A 20,174-nucleotide genomic window follows, 5' to 3' on the forward strand; every position below is an offset into this window, starting at 1 on the left:
TCTCTTATTGTGCGCGATCAGCAGTTACTACAAGATCTTTGATAATCACCGGAGCGTCATTCTCATTTAAATACATTAGGAATGAACTATAGGTGTTAGCCGCATCTTGGGCTGGGATATCAACCACATAACGCGTTAATGTTGTGCCACTTATGGTGACTGAATCAGTACCAAAACTTGGATCAACATCAGGGAACGGGTTTTTCTCAAACAAGAACCTTACGCTTGTAGCCGCTGCGCCTACAGGAAGTGCCGCGCTAAATTCTATGCGGCCACCAGCTGCAAAGTTAAGCGGATAAGCACTTTCGTTAGTATTGGCAAAGCCGCCCCATACTTCTGAGCCGCTCGGGAAGTTGTATTCACTGCTTGCTACATCAAATTCAGCCCCACCAAAGCCTTCGAAGCTAGCTACGTCTTCATTTTGAGACACAATGATATTTTTAATCACTACAGGTGAATCTTGATCAACTAAGTACAATAAGAACGAGCTGTAAGTATTCTCAGCATCTTGGGGCTCAATGTACACAGTGTAAGTACGCTCGGTTAAACCAGAAACTGTTACGGTTTCAGTACTAAATGCAGGATCTACATCAGGGAATGCATTTTTTTCAAAGCGGAAGTTAAGTGCCACATCAGATTCGCCTGAAGGGATAGATGCGGTAAACGTTACTTTGCCACCTGTTGCAAAATTAAACGGATACAAATCAGCATTTACATTGGCAAAACCGCCCCATACTTCTGCGTTTGATGGGAATATATAGGTGCTTGTAGCCGCATCTACAGATGCATTACCAAAGCCTTCCATTGTGGCATGATTATTAGTCTCAGCTTTTACATCTTGAATGTTAACTGTATTGCCCGCTTCGTTAATGTATAACAAGAATGAAGTGTAGGTATTAGCTGCTTCTTGCGGCGCAATATTAACCGTATACGTTTGTAACTGCGTACCTGATATAGTCACCGTTTCGGTAGTGAAGAACGGGTCTACATCTGGGAAGGGTGCGTTTTCAAGTACAAATCGAATGTCAGTGTCAGCTGCGCCTTCTGGGACAGAAGCAGTGAACGTAAGCAAACCACCATGTTCAAAATTAAGTGGGTACATATCAGTATTGGTGTTTGCAAAACCACCCCATACTTCAGCGCCAAGAGGGTAAGTATAAGCGTTGCCATCAACAGTTGCGCCACCGAAGCCTTCAGTGAATTCGGCATAAACTGGCCCGCTTGCCTCTTCGCCGCTTTCAATAGCTACATTGTCCATTCTGAAAACCGCACCATCGCCCATTCCCCAAGTAGGGAAAACCATGATGACGTCAAGTAAGGTTAAATCAACGCCCGCATCGGCAACAGCTTGCAAAGGAATTTGGTAGGTCATCCACTCATCAACAATCGGCGCATCGCCAAACTCTGTGAGTAAAGCAGCCCATTCATTACTGGAACCAGAATTACCATCCGCTTCTATTTTAAAATTCCATTCGGCGTCTGCATCAAGTGGAGCAGAAGTTACTTTTAGGTCAAAAGTAACATAACCATTTTCAATCATACCTAGTGCATTATGCGGTGAGGCACTAGCACCTACGGTAGGGTCGGGTGAAAGAAATTCTGAACGCGTAATGAAACCAAATACTGTTCCACTATTGCCATTTTCTACTGCAAACTGGTAAACGTTGCCGCGGTCTTCATCATCAGCCACTAGTGCAGGGGTAGAACCACCACAACAGTCCCAAGCAGCCCAGTTGACGTTAAGTTCATCGTCAAAAATGGTAATTGGATTTGCGCCACCACCACTTAAACTTGGTGACGGAGCTTGGCCTTCAACTAAGAAACCACCATCTGCTACGTCAGTTTCATAACCAGGTGCAATTGTTTCGCAGCCTTTTCCAGTAGTTGAGTCAATCGCGCATTCATACACTCTTACATAGTCAACTTCTAAAGCTTGGCCTGCGCCTTCAAAAAAGCTAGTGTTAACGCCCGTTTCATTTACCGAAGCAGGCCAAGTACCGCCTACTGCAACATTTAATATAAGGAAAAAGTCTTGGTCAAACGGCGCAGCGGTATAATTGGTTTCCAATTCACCGGTGGCAATATCATAAAGCTCAGCATACCAACCACGATGAGTTAACCCAACTACCTCGCCTGTTGAACTCACGTTCAAGGCTGATTGTCGCTGAGTCGCAAAAAGCTCATTGTTTACATACCAACGAATTTCACCTTCTTGCCATTCAATTGCATAGGTATTGAAGTCATCAGCTGGGCTAGTATCAAAAGAGTAAGATGCGCCTGAGAAGTCACTGCCCGGACCTGCACCATAGTGCAAGGTTCCATATACGCTGGTTTCCGGTGTACCATCTTCACGCATAGCGCCAAGGTTTACCGCTTCCATAATGTCGATTTCGCCCGATTTTGGCCATCCGCCATACACTGAATCGGTTGGCATCATCCAAAATGCAGGCCATGAACCTTGTCCTTGAGGAAGTTTTGCACGCATTTCAATGCGCCCATACTGGAAGTCATTTTTATTCTGAGTAGTTAAACGCGCTGATGTAAAGTCATCATCTTCGCCTGTTGCGCCTTCATTTAGTTTGGCAACTATTTTTAAAGTACCATCAGATACATAGGCGTTTTCAGCTGAATCGGTATAACATTGTAGCTCTTCGTTACCACCACCATCACAATTAATTTCATAATTCCAATTGCTAGTATCAATTGTGCTGCCGTCAAACTCGTCATTCCATACTAAGCGCCAGTCGCTATCAGCATATTCTTGACCTACAGGTTGAACGCTTGGCTGGCTTACATCTACCGCATTAATGTCGGTATTTGTTTCTACATCACCGCCACATGCTGATAAAACCATAACCGAAGCAGCGCCTGCTATTGTGGTGATTTTATTAATTTTAATACTCATTGTGTTAAACCCCAGTTGGAGAACTTCAGAACGTTTATTTTAATTCTAAACAGCTTGTCGTTTTGTGTCCCCGAAACGACAAGTTGCTTTCGTATAATGCTGCTATTTTATGCTTGTTTTGTACTGTTTTTAGAAACAGTGAATTAACACGCTAGTAACATTTGGGGGAGGATAATGCGATATGTTGATATGAGATACAATTCAAATGCGACATAGTGATTTTTTTTTGCGATTAGATCATAAAGGTAATAAATATCGCGACAAAGCGGTAGTTTTTTGCGATGAAAGGTTCAGCATGTTAACAAATGATGAATTTGGTGAAAACTAAGCTGAACGACTTTCTATAATAGTTTTAATGGCTGCATTGTAATTTCGGCTGACTTTCAGCTTAACGCCCTCGCCCATATCAAGCATGCTTTCGTTGTTACCTAATGACTGAATACTCACGATTTTGTTAACATTTACCATGGTGGATTTATGAATGCGTTGGAAGATACGCTCATCTAATTGGCTAATTAGTTTCTTCATAGTGATTCGCAAAATGTAATTTTCCGCGTCGGTGTGTATGCACATATAATCACCGGCTGCATCAATCCAAGCTATATCAGCAACTGACACAAACACTTTTTCGTTATCTTGGTTCTTTATAATTAGTTCTTGTTGATTGGCATTTGGTAGAGGCTTATCGCTACTTAGCCAGTCTTGCAGTTCTGATATATCCATTCCCGACACTTCACCGAGTGCCTGAAGTAATTTAAATTTCTCTTGGTCACGCTCAAGGGGTGTTAGGCGCTCTCGAATACGTTCCATTGTTTGCTGTAAGCGACCTAAATTAACCGGCTTTAGCAGGTAATCAATGGCACTTAGTTCAAAGGCATCAAGCGCATATTCGCTGTGTGCACTTACAAATACCACTAAGGGCATATTGTCAGATTGTAAAGACTGCACAACTTCAAGCCCGTTTATACCGGGTAAATTTAGGTCAATAAACAAAACATCGGGTTGTAACTCTTGACACAGGGCAATTGCACTATCACCGTCTTCTGCTTGGCCAATAACGTGTATATCTGGGATTTTTTGCAAGCGCAGCTTTAAGCCTTCAATTGCTAAAGGCTCATCATCTACAACCATTGCTGATATAAGACTACTAGGCATGTTTCACTTCATTCATAAACGGCATTTCCAAGCTAACCATTGTTCCCCCACTTTCACATTCTCTAAGTTCAACTTGGGCTACATCGTTAAACATGGTATTTAAACGTTCTTTAGTATTATTTAGACCAATACCAAAGCCTTTGCGTGTGTTAGCGCCCGGACTTGGCCCATCATTAAATACGTTCACGACTAAATTATCTTTTACTCGTTTGGCACTCACAATAATATTACCTTGGCTTTTATTCGCCTCAATACCAAACTTAACCGCGTTTTCAACAATAGGCTGAAGTAACAAGCTGGGAACTTTTGCCATATAAGTAGAGGGTTCTACATCTATTGAAACGTTTAAACGCTCGGCAAACCTCACTTTTTCTATAGAAAGGTAAAGCTCCATTACCTCTAGCTCTTCTTTTAATGTACTTTGCTGATCTTTCTTTTGCTCAAGGGAATGACGAAAAAACAAACATAGCTTATCTAACATTTCATTGGCTTTGTCGTTCTCATTTTTGTAAATTAAGGTAGATATAGCGTTTAAAGTGTTAAACATAAAATGAGGATTTAATTGATAACGCAGCATTTCTAACTGCGCTTCTTTTGCTGAGTTTTGTGCACGCAACAACATTTCGTGCTCTTTTTGCAGGCGGCTGTTATAAAGCATTACAAAGAAAATGGCCGTAAACACATACATGGTGGCAACTGAAAACAAAAGCCAGCCACCAAATTCAAGCATATTAAATTTCTCGTACCATACTTGTTGGTGAATAATTGCTTTATATGACGCGAGCTTTATAACATTGAACACGCAACCTAGTAGCGCGGCACTTACAAAGCTTATAGTTAGGGTAAGTCTTAATGAAAGATGCACTATGCGCCTTATCATAAACCAAAGCATACTTGATAAAACAAATCCGCTTAAAGTCTCAATGGCTAAGTTAAGCATTTGCCCGCTAAAATCAAAGCCTGACTGCTCAAACTGCGGGCGAATAATTGCTAAAAAAACCACAACACAATACCCTACCCAACCGCATATCTGTAAGGTCCAAAACTGATTGTTCGGCCTAGAAAACCTGGAGGAGTTAGTTAAGAAGGGAGTATCTTGCAACGATGACAAACTACGCACCTGCTATTTGCATGTTATCTATCAGCACAGAACCTGTTTGCAGCGCGCCGCGCACTTCTTTCTGCTTGCCTACCGCCACAATATTTTTATACATATCTGTTAAGTTACCGGCAATGGTAATTTCATGAACAGGATATTGAATAACACCGTTTTCTACCCAAAACCCTGCGGCGCCGCGAGAATAGTCACCGTTAACGATGTTGACGCCTTGGCCCATTAGCTCGGTAACAATTAAGCCTGTACCTAGTTTTTTAAGTAAGGCTTCATCGCTTTCGCCTGTATCACTCACCATACAATTGTGAATACCACCAGCATGCCCATTTGAGCGCATACCTAGTTTTCTTGCTGAATAGCTTGTAAGTAAGTAATTACACAGTGCACCATCTTTAATAATATCCATATCATAGGTTTGCACGCCTTCGCTATCAAATGATGAGCTGGCTAAACCTTGTTTTAAGTGCGGCAATTCACGAATATTTAACCACGAAGGGAATAACTCCTTGCCTAAGCTATCTAGCAAAAAGCTAGATTTACGGTACAAACTGCCACCGCTAATTGCGCCCACTAAGTGGCCGAATAAACTTGATGCTATGTCACGGTGAAACAATACCGGCGCTTTTAGCGTACCGAGTTTTTGAGCGCCTAAACGAGAGAGCGTTTCTTTTGCGGCCTCTTTACCTACAAACTCTGGAGAATCCAAGTTTTCAGCTACGCGCGAAACGGTGTAAGCATAATCACGCTGCATGTCTTCATCTTTTTGTGCAATTAATACACAACTTAAACTATATCGAGTGCTTGGATATCCGGCATTTATACCGTGGGTATTACCATAAACCTTCACCCCTACATTTGCGTTGTAAGATGCGCCATCAGAATTCACAATAAGCGACGATGAATCTAACCCGGCTTCTTCGCACTTTAACGCTTGTTCTAGCGCATATTCCGCATCTAAAGGTTGAGGATGGTACAAATCTAAATCAGGAAATTCGGTCGCAATTAAGTCAGCATCAGCTACGCCGGTAAATTCATCTTCGTTGGTGTATTTGGCTATTTCAATGGCTTTGCTAACCGTTAGCTTTAAGGCTTCGGGTGACAAATCAGCTGTAGAGGCACTGCCCTTTTTATTACCAACAAACACCACAATGCCAAGGCCACCGTCATTGGTGAATTCTAGAGTTTCAATTTCTTTTAAACGTGTTCCTACCGCTATTCCTTGTACTTTTGACATGCTCGCTTCTGCGGCAGTGGCCCCTTGTTTTTTGGCAAAGCTTAAGGTTTCGTCTACTATATTTTGAATTTCACTGAGGTGCTGCTCTACTTGCATATGATAATTTTCACTATTAAATTGGGCTGGCTATCGTTACAATTCAACTAGTCTACCATTAATTAGCCGAAAAACAGCAGATGTCTAATAACTCACCTGAACAAAATAATTCGCCAAGCGAAAATGACGAGCTTGAATTTACAAGCAAAACGCAACTGAAACAAGCTGCTGATCAGCTTAAAAAGCTGGGGCTTGAATTAGTGGACTTAACGCCAGGTGAGCGTGAAAAAATTCCATTAGACGACGAATTACTTGATACGATAGAATTGTGTACGCGCATAAATCGCAAGAAAGATGGGTTTAGACGCCAGCTACAATTAATTGGTAAAAAGTTACGTTCACGCGATACCGACCCTATTGAACGAGCTTTGGCGCAGTTAAAGTCATCGCATACCGCATCTAATAAACATTTTCATATATTAGAGCGCTTGCGTGATACTATATTGAATAAAGGCGAAGAAGGCGTAAACAAAGCGCTTGAAGAATTCCCGCAGCTTGAGCGCCAACGCTTAAGACAGTTGGTACGAAATGCTCAAAAACAAGAAAAAGAAAATAAACCGCCGGTAGCGGCTCGTGAATTATTCCAATATTTACGAGAAGAAATACCTATGCCTAGCCATTGATGCGTGCTGGTATTTGGTATTTGGTATTTGGTATTTGGTATTTGGTATTTTTAGACGGAACAATACGCTTTATCCTTACAAACATCATTATATAATTTTAACTTGGTTATCATTATAACTTATTGTTTATTTTGACGAATGCAGCATAACCCTACAAGGAGTAAGTTTTGGGTAGTAATCGACATCACCGCACTATTTCACTTGTGCTTGGCACTATGATAATCATTATGGTTATTCTGGCGGGGTATTTCACTATCAGTGATTTGGCCGGCAAGCAAAGTCAAAAACATCAGCAATCGATGTCACCTGTGTTTTCACTTATAGAAAAAGAACTCATAAAGCCCTTGCAAATTGCCGCTACACTAGCCGAAGTAGGCATTTATGATAAATACTTATTGAGCAAACAACCGAATAAAGACGAAGTGGTAAAAGAGCTTGATAAATACTCAAAGAAATTCAATCTTCAATTCTATTTAGCCCACGAAAGATCACGCCAGCAATTTAATTCTGACGGACGAGTATTTGATCTAGTTGAAGGCAAAGTGATTTGGTATTTTGCTTTAAAAGAACAAACTGATTATAAAGTTCAAGCCGTGTTAGGGCAGCGCGATGATGTACACCTATACATTGACGTTCGCCAATATGATGCATTCGGAAACTTCTTAGGTTTCGTTGGTGTAGGCAAATCTTTAAGTGATTTCATCAATTCTTTCGCAAGTTTCAGAGAAGAATACGGCCATGAGTTTGTATTCGTAAATAATAATGACGAAATTGTACTATCATCCCTGCCTGACCTATCACCTAAACAAGCCTTAAGTGAAGACGAACGCATTGGTATAAAAAGCACCGCTGAAATAAGTTGGTTCAATGAATTCACTGATAAAATAACCAGTTCTACTGAACAAAGCGCAGTGGTTAGTGATAACAACTCAGACCTTCTAGTATCAAAGCTCACCCTAGAAAGTTTGAACTGGAATCTTTATATTCTTACTCCACTAGAATCAAGACAGCAAGCTGTTAACGAATCCTTCGCTTTGTATATTGGTATTGGATTGGTGATTCTTATTATCTTGTACCAAATTTTGTATAAATTTATAGATGAGTACACTAATAAGATAAGCCGCCGAATAAATAGAGATTCGTTAACTAACTTAGCAAATAGTGATTACGCTAATTTTTACTTTAATCGCCAAAGAAAACGCAGCCGTCAGATGGCAGTAATTTCATGCGATCTAGATTACTTCAAAACAATAAATGAAAACTATGGCCGCAATGCGGGTGACAAAGTGCTAGCTGAGGTCGCATCTTGTTTTGATAAGCTTATTGATGATACCGGTTTAGTGGCGCGCTGGGATGGCGAAGAGTTCGCAATAATTTTGCCAGAAATGGATGCACAGGAAGCAGAGCAAGTTGCGAAGCTATGCAGAAAATCTTTGCAAGCCTTAAGAGTGCCTTTTGAAGGCAGTGACATTAGCGTAACAGGCAGTTTTGGTATTTTTGCTTCGCGCCAGCACGCTCACAATTTAAATAAAATGATGGACCAAGCTGACAAAGCCTTAAGCAAAGCCAAAAACCAAGGCAAAAATAAGGTAGTTACTGCATTTAGTTAATATATGAATAGGCTTGCAAGTGTTATTTTACTTGCAAGCCTTTTAACTCTTAAACCCTTATTTACTTGGGTTGATCAGGAATTTCTCACCGGTTTTCTTAGCATTATATTTTGCAATGTTTGCCGGCTGCAAAGCTTCTTCAAGTGACAACTCTTCACTAAATTCAATCGCAAATGTAGTATCAATTTCATCAGCAACGCGCTTGTGTAAAGCCAAGACTTGTTTTACATCTAGCTTGCCAAGGAAACGCATGAGCAACCATCCACCAATGTTCCACGTCATGCCGTATGCTCGGTTAAGTACAGTTGGTGAAAAGTCTAAACCGCCATATATGTAAACTTGCTTGTTTTCTGCACTACCGTAGGTGTTAAAGCCCGTTGCATCTTTACTACCCACAGCTTCCATAGCGGTAAGTATATCGCTTACTAAGTTGCCACCGCCTATTGCATCAAACGCAAGTGTTGCACCTGTTTCTTTAATGGCTAGGTATAGCTCTTTTGCAAAGCTTTCACTTGATGAATTAAGCACATATTTAGCGCCTAAATCTTTTAATAATTTAACTTGTTCGTCTTTTCTAACGATATTAACTAAATCAACGCCTTCGGCTATGCATATTTTATTCAGCATAATACCAAGGCTTGAAGCCGCGGCTGTATGAACGAGGGCGGTATGGCCTTCTAAACGCATAGTTTCGACCATGCTTAAGGCCGTTAAAGGGTTTACAAACGAAGAGGCCGCTTGTTTGGGTGAAGTCCCCGCATTGTGAACTATACACGCTTGCATAGGTACACATGCGTACTCGGTATAACAAGCGCCTGTTAGTACGCCCACGGTTTTGCCTAATAAGGCTTGTGCTTGCGGGCTATCACCTGCGGCTACCACCACACCGGCGCCTTCATTTCCAATTGGTAGGGTTTGGTCAAGACGAGGTTTAATGCGCGGTAGCATCCCACTGCCCACTGGCGCAGTAAGCGTTTTAGTTGCGTCATCATATTGCGCTTCACGCAAATCCGCTGGGCCAAACATTGGCCACATATCAGAGGGGTTAATTGGCGCAGCTTCAAGTTTAACAATAACTTCATGGGGCTTAGGTTGAGGTACGTCTACTTCTTGCAAAGAAATGCTTAACTGGCCTTGCGAGCTAATTTGGGTAAAAAGTTGTTTTGATTTATTCATGTTGCGCGTCCACTTTATTTTAAGTTAATACACGCTAGCATGCAGAACTCCAAGTTAACACTTATCTGCATTGCTAGTTGACTATCATTGTTATTCATACTCTAACAATTAATACCTACTATTCAGGTTTTACTACACCGTAGGCATCAGTTCCCCACAAGGGAACCGTAGATAGACTATGTTTAAAACTGCCAGAAGTTTCTTTCGTAGAATAAGAAACGTACATCAACGACTGCGATTTAGCATCGAAGATGCGCCTAACCTTCATGTTTTTAAAAAAGATGCTTTTTGATTTTTTAAATACGACTTCGCCTGAATCGCCCATATCAATATCAGCTAGCATCGCCGCTGTTATTACCCCTGTTTGGCGGCACGCTATAGAGCTATCAGAAGGGTCTGATAAGTCTAAATTGGCTTCAATACTTGAAATGTGACATGTTACTCCAGTCACTATTGGGTCTTGTAGGGCATCTATTTTTATATCTTTTGTAGTAAATAAACCTAGCGAAACATCGCCTACTTCTTTATCGCTACATGCGCTAATAGTTAAAAGGCTGCCGATTAAAAATAAGGGTTTTACAATACTCGTCATTGTTTTCATGCTATTCCTTTTTCGCTTTATTTGCCTCAAATGCCATACCCGTTGAGTAGCGGTTATCAAAGCCTTTCCAAGGAGCACTTAGCCCTCCCTCGGGATTAACTTGATTACTATCGCCTTCTAAATCTAAATAGGTACAGGCTTGTTCGTCAGATTTAAGATAGCAGTTCATCATGGCTAATGAAAAGTGTTCATTTATAGCATTTAAGCGCTGTTGATCCCACGCTGGCTCATAGTGATGACCATAGTCAATTTCAACACTCCAAGCTTCTTTAGGTGCTGGATGCGGCGCAATGTTATGACGCGCATTGTAATAAGTAAGCATGTAGTGATCATTGTTTTGGTATTGCGCATAAATATCTTGTATGCCCGCATAAATTGATACGTCATCTAAATCGCCTGACACAAGCATGCTCGGTACCGTAATATTCGCTAAACTATTGTAGCTGAATATTTTATGTTGTCCGCCCCATGGAGCAAAAGCAATCATAGCTTTCCACTTAGCATCTGTAGCAGGTTCACTCCCAGTAAGCGTGGCTGGATATTGGCCTGCGCTACATGTATTAAGAGCCGCTTTCATACCTTTAATTTTCTCTTCATCTTGGCTTTGTATAAAACTGGCTAATAGTTCTGAAGGAAAATCGTAGCATGCACCTACGGTGTTAATAGCACCATAACCGCCCATGCTATACCCTATTACGCCAGCACTATTTGCTGTCCACTCCACGTCTTGATTAAACGCTGTTTGTGTTGCTTGTGACTCACCAAAGTAATCTAATACAAATTGTTGGTCACGCGAACGGTTAATCAGCGTCGACATAAATCCTGCAAATGGAGCTGTAGCAAAATCAATATCTTCATTGGTTGAATCTGTATGGTCAATACCCACCACCACGTAACCGTGTGAAGCTAGGTGTTCGCCTAGGTAGAACATAATTGTGCGATAACCCGTATAGCCATGCGATATAACTACTAAAGGCCAATCTTGGCTATCGTCAAAAGCTATATCACGCCCTGCGTCAGCAGCGATGCTGAACTTTTGGCCACTACGCAATTCGTTTTCATACGTTGTTTTTGCTTTAGTAGCGTCATCTGTACTAGGGTACCAAACCTCAAGCGTTAAGCTTCTTGGCTCTACTTGCTGGGTAAATACATTCACGTAGTTGGCATTTTCAATTGAGGTAGTACGAACCCCTACATTGTGTTTACCTGGGGTGCTTAATTCGGGCATCATGTCACTGTGAACATTTTGCGAATAAAGGCTTTGCCCTTGCTCGGCGTTTGCCATTTGCATGCTTGCCGCAACAATTAATAAGCTTATTTTACCAAGCCAATTTTTAACAGGGCTTTGCGTCTTCTGCGATGTTTGTAGGGTCATATTGTATGCTCTTATTGTTGTATAAATATTTACTTCTGGCTCTTCAACTTTCAAAGTTTGCACTTAAAATTGAACATCCAAAATATCATTAAGCTCGGGCTATTTTTCGCTATCGTATACTAGGCTCCATTGGCCTCTAATTGTATCCATTATGTTCATAACCCTCATAGATGTGGCCGATGGCATAATGTTACTATGGCAGGTATCGGTTTTAAGGCAGTTGGTCATATGCTGAATTTCAAAGGTAAAGTTTTGATGCTCAGCAAAATCATATTCATGGAACACGGTTTGTTCACCCTCAAGTGTTAGTTCAAAACCTTTAGCCCCTAAGAAAAATGGCACATTGATACTGCCTTTGTCTCCTGAAATTAACGCATAGGTAGGCCCACTCATAGTAAAACCGGCCGACAACTGCGCTACGCCACCGCAGTCATATTCAAGGGTATAAAAGGAGTTTTCGTCTACGCCGGTGTTTGTCATTACCGCCGAACTCGAAATTTTACTGGGTGTTTTTGCAAACACAATGTCAGCCATTGTGATGGGATAAATGCCTAAGTCGAGTAGAGCTCCACCAGCAAGTTTTTTATTGCGTAAACGATGAGTGTCAGGAAGCTTTTTATTTAAACTAAAATTAGCATGCACTGATTTTATTTTACCAATAGTCCCGTTTTCTAATAGCGATTGCAATGCAAGTGTGGCGGGTAAAAAGCGAGTCCAAACAGCCTCGATTAAAAGCAAATTATGATTCGCTGCAAGGGTGTAAACTTCTTTAGCTTGGCGTGCATTTAGAGTAATGGGTTTTTCGCAAAGTACATGCTTACCATGCGATAAACACAATTTAATTTGTTCAAAATGGAAATTATGTGTGGTGGCGATATATATTGCATGAATATTACGATCACAGAGCATAGCTTCATATGAACCATAAGAATTTTCAATATTATGGCTTTGTGCAAAACTGTTTGCTCGGTCTATGTGGCTTGCCGCACATGCAATAATGCTGGCATCAGTTACATCTTGCATAGATTGCACAAACGTTTGTGCAATATGGCCGCATCCAAGCACGCCCCAATTTATGTGTTGCATCGGCAGTTTACCTTCCTGTGGTAGGGCTTGTGTAGTGTTTACTATAGTAACAAGCCCTTAATGTTAGTTTACAAATCTAAAACTCGTAAGCCTTGGCTTGCCTCACAAACATAAATATCAGCTTTGAGAGAAAACTTAGCTTCATACTGATCATTTACTGCTTTAACCACTGTGTCAACATCATTCAGGTCACATAAACAAACTATAGCACCACCAAATCCACCACCGGTTTGCCTTGCCACTCCACGCCCATCAAGGGCGGTATTGCAAATATCTACCAAACCGTTAGTCGCTGGAACGGTAATTTCAAAATCATCTTTTAACGATAAATGCGCTTCAGCCATAATAGAGTACAACTCATTTAACTTGTTATTAGCCAAAGCATCGGCTGCCGCTAATACGCGTTCGTTTTCAGAAATAATATGTTTTGCACGGCGAAAAGTGGTGTCATCCAATTTAGACTTTACATCTAACAGCATATCCATGTTCGCTTCTCTTAGCTTATTTACACCCATAGTGCTAGCGGCTAATTCACATGCTTCACGGCGCTGATTGTATTCACTATCAGCAAGTTTGCGAGGGTAATTTGAGTTAATTACCATTAGTGCTAGATTTTCTGGAATGTGAACCGCGCGGGTACTTAAGTCTTTGCAGTCTATTAATATTGCATGATTATTTTGCGCTTTTGCTGAAATCAACTGGTCCATAATGCCGCATTGGCAATCAATAAAGTTGTTCTCAGCGGCTTGGCCAATTAATGCAATTTGTTGTTCGTTCAAGCCTAGATTGCAACAATGATTTAGCAAGCCACCAAAAGCAACTTCTAGCGCCGCTGAAGATGACAAACCACTTCCCTGCGGCACATTGGATGTAATTAATACATCCATACCGCAAAGTGTATGCCCTGCTTTTTTTAATTCAACCACTACGCCGCGTAAGTAATTACCCCATGCAAATTCACCGGGCTTTATGTCGCCATCAATGCTAAATGATTCGTTGTCACCAGGATATTGCACCGAGCATGCATTAATTATGTTGTCGGCTCTTGGGCTACATAGTATTTGCGTGGTGAATTGTAAGGCGGCAGGTAGCACAAATCCGTCGTTGTAGTCAGTATGCTCGCCAATAACGTTCACGCGTCCTGGCGAAACAGAAAGTGTTTTAGCTTCTTGTGCAAAAATATGGGTAAATGCCTGTAAAAAAGCTTCATCTACTTGGTTTGTTTGGCTTGTGTTATCAAGCATTTTTCACTTCCTCTTTATAATGTACCGAACTTACGTCACGCAGCATTTTTGCGGCCAACTCGGGGGTTAAATCACGCTGGCTTTCTGCCATCATTTCGTAGCCAACCATGTGTTTCTTAACCGTTGCCGAGCGCAGCAAAGGCGGGTAAAAATGCGCATGTAAAACCCAATGGGATTTATCACGTAAATCTGTGGGCGCATTGTGCCATCCCATAGAGTATGGAAAACTACATTTAAAAATATTATCGTAGCGAATGGTGAGCTGGCTTATTACATCAGCTAAGTCGCGTTGTTGGGCTTCATTCATTTGAGTCATATCTGCAATAGGTGAAATTGGCAGAACTAACGTTTCAAAAGGCCACTTTGCCCAGTAAGGCACAAGCACTACCCAATTATCGTTTTGGCAAACAACACGCTCTTGGTCTTGTAATTCTTGTTGTAAATAAACATTTAGCAACGCTTTATTATGCGCATTAAAATAATCAAGCTGCTTGGTATTTTCACGCTCTATTTCGCTCGAGTAATGTTGATGCGCCCATATTTGTCCGTGTGGATGAGGTTGAGAACATCCCATAATTTCGCCTTTGTTCTCAAAAATATGCACACAATTAAATTCTTTGCTTAAGGTTTCGTATTCGTGCTTCCACGTTTTTACCACCGGCACTATTTCATTCACCGTTAATTGCGCTAGCGTTTTATTATGCTTGGGAGAAAAGCAAATAACCTTAGCCATGCCTGTAGCCTCTTGGCTTTCAAACAAAGGATGGCTATGGTCATCATTCACTTCATTTTCAGTTAGCGCACCAAAATCATTTGTAAACACATGGGTTTGTGCGTAATCAGGATTACTTGCACCGTTAACTCGCTCATTTCTTGGACACAAGGGGCACGAATCAACATGCTCTGGTAATTCCGATTCATCAGATGCTTCTGTAGCTCCATGCCACGGGCGATTGTTTCTATGGGGTGATACTAACACCCACTCCCCTGTTAACTGATTTTTACGACGGTGAGATGCTGGTTTTTGCATATGATGAATACCCGCTAAAGAATGAGCTCAAATTAAATACTATTTATATGATAATAAATAAACTAGGTTTGTTAAACTACTTTTTAACATATTGATTGAATGAAAAACACTTCAAGCGCTAATTTATGTGGATTATATGCATAAACACCACTGCAACATATGTAAATTCAGTTTTATTTAAATAACAAAATTTACAAAAAATACACTTATTTTGTGAATTTTTATTGAAAAAAAAGTAAATTTGAAGTATTTATAATATAAATAGGCTAATACCTATTGCTTGTTAAGTCGAGCACACACAACACAAACACAAACATCGGCTTAAAATACGCCTCTATAAAGGAAAGTATTTTAAGTTGAAACAGGGGATAAATATGAGTACAAAAACGATTAAGCGAATAGGTCAATACACCTCGGTTGCAGCAGCTGTAACAGGTGCCTTATTTGCTTCTAGCGCTGCATTAGCTCAAGAAGCTGGCGCTGCAGACGTTGAAATCATTCAGGTTAGCGGAATCCGTTCAAGCCTTAAAGCTTCAATGGACGATAAGAAAAACGCAAGTGTAGTATCTGACGGAATCAGAGCAGAAGATTTAGGTAAATTCCCTGATCTTAACGTAGCTGAGTCACTTCAGCGTATCACTGGTGTATCTATTGATAGAAGCGGTGGTGAAGGTCAGGCGGTAACTATTCGTGGTTTCGGTCCTCAATTTAACACTGTATTAGTAAACGGTCGCCAAATGGCGTCTGAAACTGGCGGTCGTGAGTTTGCATTTGATTCAATTGCTGCTGACATGATTGTTGGCGCAGACATTTATAAGACAACAACTGCTAGTATGCAAGAAGGCGGTATTGGCGGAACAGTTAGCCTACTTACTGCGCGCCCATTTGATTACCAAGGGTTTACTGCTGTAGCGTCTGTTAAAGGTATGTACGAGAGCCTTTCTGAAGAAACTTCTCCAGCATTCTCTGGCCTAGTAAGCAATACATTCGCTGATGACACCATTGGTGTTTTATTCTCTTTGTCACGTCAAGAACGTGAAGTGCAAATTAACCAAATTTCTACTGCAGGCTGGCGCTTAGTAGACACTGTAGGTAACCGCAACGAAACATTATTTAACAATGCTTATATTCCGCGTAACTGGGACCAAAGCGTTGATCAGCAAGAACGTACGCGTACAAACGCTAATTTGGTAGTGCAATTTGCACCTTCTGATGACATCACTATTACTGTTGATGGTACCTTGTCTAAATTTGAAGTAGATTCTGTTGTTACTGACCTAGCTAGCTGGTTTGAACCTGACCGCGTAACAGCAGGTACTATTGATGCAGCCACTGGTACATTACTTACCTTTGACCAGCAAATGGGTGTATCAGGTAACGCGGGTACGGGCGATATGATTGGTTCAGGTAATCCTGCATCAGATTTCGTATCACACACTCGTAACTCTCGTGATGTTACAAACAAAGCGTTTGGTATTAATGTTGATTGGGAAATTAATGACGAGCTAAGCGTTGAACTTGATTTATCTAACTCAAGCGCTGAAAACGACCGTGCTGGCAAAGACCGTTTCAACGTTGTAGGTATTATAAATAACTATTCATTTGATGGAACAGGTTCTGTACCAACCGTTCAGCACGATGGTTTTGAAAACGGTAACTTACCTGATGCAAGCTTATCGCGCCTTCACTATAACGAGAAAGGTAATCAACCTAGCTTTGAAGATGAAATCACAGAAGGTAAAATTGACTTCACTTATAGAAGTGATGCTGACGTATTTACCGGTGCTAAATTCGGTGTGTTCTATCAAGACCGCACAAAAGAAGCTTTCCAGATTTTTGGTAGCCAGTGTGCATTCTGTGGATATGGAACAGCTGCGCCAAATGACGTAATCAACTTCCGTCCATTTACAGCAAATAACTTCTTCCCAGGCTTAATTGATACATTCTACACCTATGACGGTGACGCAATGATTGATTACTTGGCCAGTCAAGATGCACCAATTACGCCTACACGCCAAAACAACGGTTATGAAGTTAACGAGGAAGTATTCTCACTTTACTCTGACTTTACCTTTGAAGCTGAACTAGGTGATATGCCTGTTTCAATTAACATTGGTGCACGTTACTCAACCACCAGTGTAGATGTTGCAGCGCGACAAGCATTCTTAGCTGACATTGTTCCTACTACTGATAGAACATTGTTCGCACGCGTTTATGATGATCCAATCGACATTGTTGGTAGCAGCAGCTACTCATCTTTATTACCTAACGTAAACGTGAAGTTTGAATTAACAGATGACATGGTATTACGTTTTGCAATGTACGATACATTGACTCGCCCTACCATGACAGAAATGTCGCCTGCGACCGTATTTAATGAACCTCGTCGTCAGAACTTAACAGCAAGCGGCGGTAACCCAGCTCTTGTTCCGTTTAAATCTGAAAACTGGGATATTTCATACGAATGGTACTACGGTGATGCGAGCTTGTTCACATTTGCTGTATTTAACAAAGAAATTGAAGACTTCATTACTACATTAACAGGCGCGGAAACATATACGCTTGCTAATCGCGTAGGTCCTGACTTTGTATGTACCTCTGATGATTTATGTGATGACGAAACGTACACAACTTCAGAAGAGCTATTTGGTGCAAGCGAAGTATTCAACGTAACGCGCCCTGCAAATGGTGAATCTGCAACCGTAACCGGTTATGAAGTAGCGGTAACTCATGTATTTGAAAACGGCTTTGGTATTTCTGCAAACGCGACCGTAGTTGATAGCACCGCGTCTTTAGGGGCTGATGCTAGCGAAAGTTTTGCACTTGAAGGTTTAGGTGATTCACAAAACTTGATCGTGTTCTACGAAGCAGATACATGGCAGGCACGTATTGCTTATAACAACCGTGAAGGTTTCTTGCGTCAAATTGACAACGGATTTAACGGTGAACCAATCAATACACAAGGTTTCGGCCAAGTTGATATTAGCGCAAGCTATGACATCAACGAAACGGTAACCGTATTCTTCGAAGGTATTAACATTACTGAAGAAGAACTAGTACAAACAGGTCGTTTTGCGAACCAAACTTATTCAGTTGAAGATAACGGCTCACGTTACGCAATTGGTGTTCGCGCTACGTTCTAAAAACGAGTGTGTGTTTAAAGGTGATAGTAGTAGTGTGCTATCACCTTTTTTTCATTCAATAACTAAGATATTCAAACAACACAAACATTTAGCTAAACGCACTAAATCAACAGTTCTTTTATGCAAAGACACGCGTTATTATCTGCGTTTACCTCAATGTTTTAGCGACTTACTTTAGGTAGTCTTTTTTAGTCGTAATGTACTAGCTTAAAGGATATTTCATGACCACAAATATAAAACAAATTACTATAGTGGGGGGAGGAACAGCCGGTTGGTTAGCGGCTGCAATAATTGCCGCCCACCATAAAAACGCGGCAGTGAGTAATCCCAATGCACCTAATATTCAGGTTACCCTAGTTGAGTCATCTGATATTCCAACCGTAGGCGTGGGTGAAGGTACTTGGCCCACCATGAAAAACACACTGCGTGACATAGGCATAAAAGAATCTGATATGTTTGCCCATTGCTCTGCCGCATTTAAGCAAGGTGGAAAGTTTGTTAATTGGGTGAAAGGCTCGGGGGATTTCTACTATCATCCATTCACCGTGCCATTAGGTTATGGCCGTATAGATTTAGCACCTTACGTAAATAACATCGAAGATTACGCAATTGAATCTAATTACCAACATCATGTATGTGAGGCAAACTTAGCCCCGCGCACCATTTCTGAGGGCGAATATTCAGGCCAATGCAACTATGCTTATCATTTAGATGCTGGCGCATTTGCTGATTTGCTCAAAAATCACTGCCGCAATAAATTAAATGTTAAACACCAAATTGGCACAGTGGAAGGCGTAAGTTTGCACCCAAACGGCGATATTAAGCAGGTTGAACTTAGCAATGGAGAAGCCGTTGGCGGTGATTTATTTATTGATTGCACAGGGTTTAAATCTTTACTACTCGGTGAAGCCCTTGGCGTTAAGTTCAAAGACATGAGCAAATTTTTGTTTAATGACAGCGCTATGGCTTTGCATGTGCCTTACGAAAATAATGATTCTGAAATTACTTCACACACTATTGCTACTGGCCAAAATGCAGGTTGGATTTGGGATATTGGGCTTACCTCGCGCCGCGGTGTAGGCCATGTTTATGCCAGTGAATTTTTAAGTGATAACGAAGCGGTAGAAAATTTACGTAAATACCTTGGCCCACAAGGTGAAAATATTGAACCAAGAAAAATTAGCTTTAAGTCAGGGCACCGCGAAAAATGGTGGCACAAAAACTGTCTAGCCATTGGTATGGCAGCCGGATTTGTAGAGCCTCTTGAGGCTACCGCCATTATGCTAATTGAGATTTCATCGCGCTTTGTAGCCGAAAACTTGCCCCCTAACAATAGCATTATGCCCACTATAGCGAAGCGTTTTAATCAGCAAATGGAATATAAGTGGAGCCGTATAATTGACTTCTTAAAACTTCATTACATGTTAACGAAGCGCCCTGAACCCTACTGGCAAGCGCATACTAATCCTGATTCTATACCTGAAAGCTTAAAAGAAGATTTAGCTATTTGGGGTTACCGCGGGCCTACTCATGCTGATTTTGAATCAGCCATAGAATTGTTTCCCGCAGCTAGTTATCAGTATGTGATGTATGGCATGGGCTTTAAACCTGATTTTAGCCAGCAAGACCACTTATACAACCAACAGCAACAAGCCGACATTATAAAACAGCGTAATCAACAACTCACCCAGCAGATGCTTGAGCGACTACCAAAGCATCGTGACTTTATCACCAAGTGGTTGATGAACGCGCAGCAACATTAAACACACTACAGGATACACA

At 41.2% G+C, this 20,174-nt stretch carries 14 protein-coding genes; 4 read left to right on the forward strand and 10 right to left on the reverse strand.

What is annotated here, in order from left to right; translation table 11 throughout:
- Positions 1-4: 4 nt before the first annotated feature.
- The 4 genes from ACOI22_RS08980 to pmbA all read right to left on the reverse strand — a co-directional run bounded on the left by ACOI22_RS08980 (position 5) and on the right by pmbA (position 6,504).
- Complete coding sequence (locus ACOI22_RS08980) at positions 5-2,905, reverse strand: glycoside hydrolase family 16 protein (RefSeq protein ID WP_420671686.1); 2,901 nt, start codon at positions 2,903-2,905, stop codon at positions 5-7.
- Between the two features lie 324 nt (positions 2,906-3,229).
- Entirely contained in the window at positions 3,230-4,060 is an 831-nt protein-coding gene (locus ACOI22_RS08985) for a LytR/AlgR family response regulator transcription factor (RefSeq protein WP_420671687.1), read from the reverse strand.
- Positions 4,053-5,171 carry a sensor histidine kinase gene (locus tag ACOI22_RS08990; RefSeq protein ID WP_420671688.1) on the reverse strand — a complete coding sequence of 373 codons (1,119 nt, stop codon included), beginning with the start codon at positions 5,169-5,171 and terminating at the stop codon, positions 4,053-4,055. Before ACOI22_RS08990 ends, ACOI22_RS08985 begins: the two co-directional genes overlap by 8 nt.
- Before the next feature lies 1 nt (position 5,172).
- On the reverse strand, positions 5,173-6,504 hold the full coding sequence (gene pmbA, locus ACOI22_RS08995) for a metalloprotease PmbA (protein ID WP_420671689.1): 1,332 nt from the start codon (positions 6,502-6,504) through the stop codon (positions 5,173-5,175).
- An 80-nt stretch (positions 6,505-6,584) separates the two neighbouring features.
- On the opposite strand from pmbA, the gene yjgA reads away from it, so the two are divergent.
- Both yjgA and ACOI22_RS09005 read left to right on the forward strand, forming a co-directional pair.
- Positions 6,585-7,127, forward strand: coding sequence for a ribosome biogenesis factor YjgA (yjgA, locus tag ACOI22_RS09000; protein WP_420671690.1), 543 nt, complete (start codon positions 6,585-6,587; stop codon positions 7,125-7,127).
- A 167-nt stretch (positions 7,128-7,294) separates the two neighbouring features.
- Positions 7,295-8,737 carry a GGDEF domain-containing protein gene (locus ACOI22_RS09005; protein ID WP_420671691.1) on the forward strand — a complete coding sequence of 481 codons (1,443 nt, stop codon included), beginning with the start codon at positions 7,295-7,297 and terminating at the stop codon, positions 8,735-8,737.
- Positions 8,738-8,794: 57 nt separating this feature from the next.
- Here the strand turns inward: ACOI22_RS09005 and ACOI22_RS09010 are convergent, their stop codons facing one another.
- The 6 genes from ACOI22_RS09010 to ACOI22_RS09035 form a co-directional block, all read right to left on the reverse strand.
- Positions 8,795-9,913 (reverse strand): zinc-binding dehydrogenase, encoded by a 1,119-nt coding sequence (locus ACOI22_RS09010; RefSeq protein ID WP_420671692.1) that lies wholly within the window; start codon positions 9,911-9,913, stop codon positions 8,795-8,797.
- A 118-nt stretch (positions 9,914-10,031) separates the two neighbouring features.
- Positions 10,032-10,505 carry a CreA family protein gene (locus tag ACOI22_RS09015; RefSeq protein WP_420672349.1) on the reverse strand — a complete coding sequence of 158 codons (474 nt, stop codon included), beginning with the start codon at positions 10,503-10,505 and terminating at the stop codon, positions 10,032-10,034.
- Between the two features lie 10 nt (positions 10,506-10,515).
- Complete coding sequence (locus ACOI22_RS09020; RefSeq protein WP_420671693.1) at positions 10,516-11,889, reverse strand: alpha/beta hydrolase family protein; 1,374 nt, start codon at positions 11,887-11,889, stop codon at positions 10,516-10,518.
- Between the two features lie 99 nt (positions 11,890-11,988).
- Positions 11,989-12,975, reverse strand: coding sequence for a Gfo/Idh/MocA family protein (locus ACOI22_RS09025; RefSeq protein ID WP_420671694.1), 987 nt, complete (start codon positions 12,973-12,975; stop codon positions 11,989-11,991).
- Between the two features lie 68 nt (positions 12,976-13,043).
- Complete coding sequence (gene galK / locus ACOI22_RS09030) at positions 13,044-14,219, reverse strand: galactokinase (protein ID WP_420671695.1); 1,176 nt, start codon at positions 14,217-14,219, stop codon at positions 13,044-13,046.
- Positions 14,212-15,249 (reverse strand): UDP-glucose--hexose-1-phosphate uridylyltransferase, encoded by a 1,038-nt coding sequence (locus ACOI22_RS09035; protein WP_420671696.1) that lies wholly within the window; start codon positions 15,247-15,249, stop codon positions 14,212-14,214. Before ACOI22_RS09035 ends, galK begins: the two co-directional genes overlap by 8 nt.
- A 374-nt stretch (positions 15,250-15,623) precedes the next feature.
- On the opposite strand from ACOI22_RS09035, the gene ACOI22_RS09040 reads away from it, so the two are divergent.
- Positions 15,624-18,392: a TonB-dependent receptor gene (locus tag ACOI22_RS09040; protein WP_420671697.1), complete on the forward strand. Its 2,769-nt coding sequence runs from the start codon at positions 15,624-15,626 to the stop codon at positions 18,390-18,392.
- A gap of 221 nt (positions 18,393-18,613) precedes the next feature.
- Positions 18,614-20,155, forward strand: a complete 1,542-nt coding sequence (locus ACOI22_RS09045; protein ID WP_420671698.1) for a tryptophan halogenase family protein — start codon at positions 18,614-18,616, stop codon at positions 20,153-20,155.
- The last annotated feature ends 19 nt before the right edge of the window (positions 20,156-20,174 follow it).

Origin of the sequence: Glaciecola sp. 2405UD65-10 (genome assembly GCF_048820975.1) — a bacterium.
Lineage (GTDB): Bacteria > Pseudomonadota > Gammaproteobacteria > Enterobacterales > Alteromonadaceae > Glaciecola.

What these genes read in the sequence shown, in the direction of transcription:
- ACOI22_RS09020 (WP_420671693.1), bottom strand. Translation starts at nt 11,889, where the DNA reads ATGACCCTACAAACATCGCAGAAGACGCAAAGCCCTGTTAAAAATTGG.
- ACOI22_RS09035 (WP_420671696.1), bottom strand. Translation starts at nt 15,249, where the DNA reads ATGCAAAAACCAGCATCTCACCGTCGTAAAAATCAGTTAACAGGGGAG.
- ACOI22_RS09025 (WP_420671694.1), bottom strand. Translation starts at nt 12,975, where the DNA reads ATGCAACACATAAATTGGGGCGTGCTTGGATGCGGCCATATTGCACAA.
- ACOI22_RS08985 (WP_420671687.1), bottom strand. Translation starts at nt 4,060, where the DNA reads ATGCCTAGTAGTCTTATATCAGCAATGGTTGTAGATGATGAGCCTTTA.
- ACOI22_RS09045 (WP_420671698.1), top strand. Translation starts at nt 18,614, where the DNA reads ATGACCACAAATATAAAACAAATTACTATAGTGGGGGGAGGAACAGCC.
- yjgA (WP_420671690.1), top strand. Translation starts at nt 6,585, where the DNA reads ATGTCTAATAACTCACCTGAACAAAATAATTCGCCAAGCGAAAATGAC.
- ACOI22_RS09015 (WP_420672349.1), bottom strand. Translation starts at nt 10,505, where the DNA reads ATGACGAGTATTGTAAAACCCTTATTTTTAATCGGCAGCCTTTTAACT.
- ACOI22_RS09010 (WP_420671692.1), bottom strand. Translation starts at nt 9,913, where the DNA reads ATGAATAAATCAAAACAACTTTTTACCCAAATTAGCTCGCAAGGCCAG.
- ACOI22_RS08980 (WP_420671686.1), bottom strand. Translation starts at nt 2,905, where the DNA reads ATGAGTATTAAAATTAATAAAATCACCACAATAGCAGGCGCTGCTTCG.
- pmbA (WP_420671689.1), bottom strand. Translation starts at nt 6,504, where the DNA reads ATGCAAGTAGAGCAGCACCTCAGTGAAATTCAAAATATAGTAGACGAA.
- galK (WP_420671695.1), bottom strand. Translation starts at nt 14,219, where the DNA reads ATGCTTGATAACACAAGCCAAACAAACCAAGTAGATGAAGCTTTTTTA.
- ACOI22_RS09040 (WP_420671697.1), top strand. Translation starts at nt 15,624, where the DNA reads ATGAGTACAAAAACGATTAAGCGAATAGGTCAATACACCTCGGTTGCA.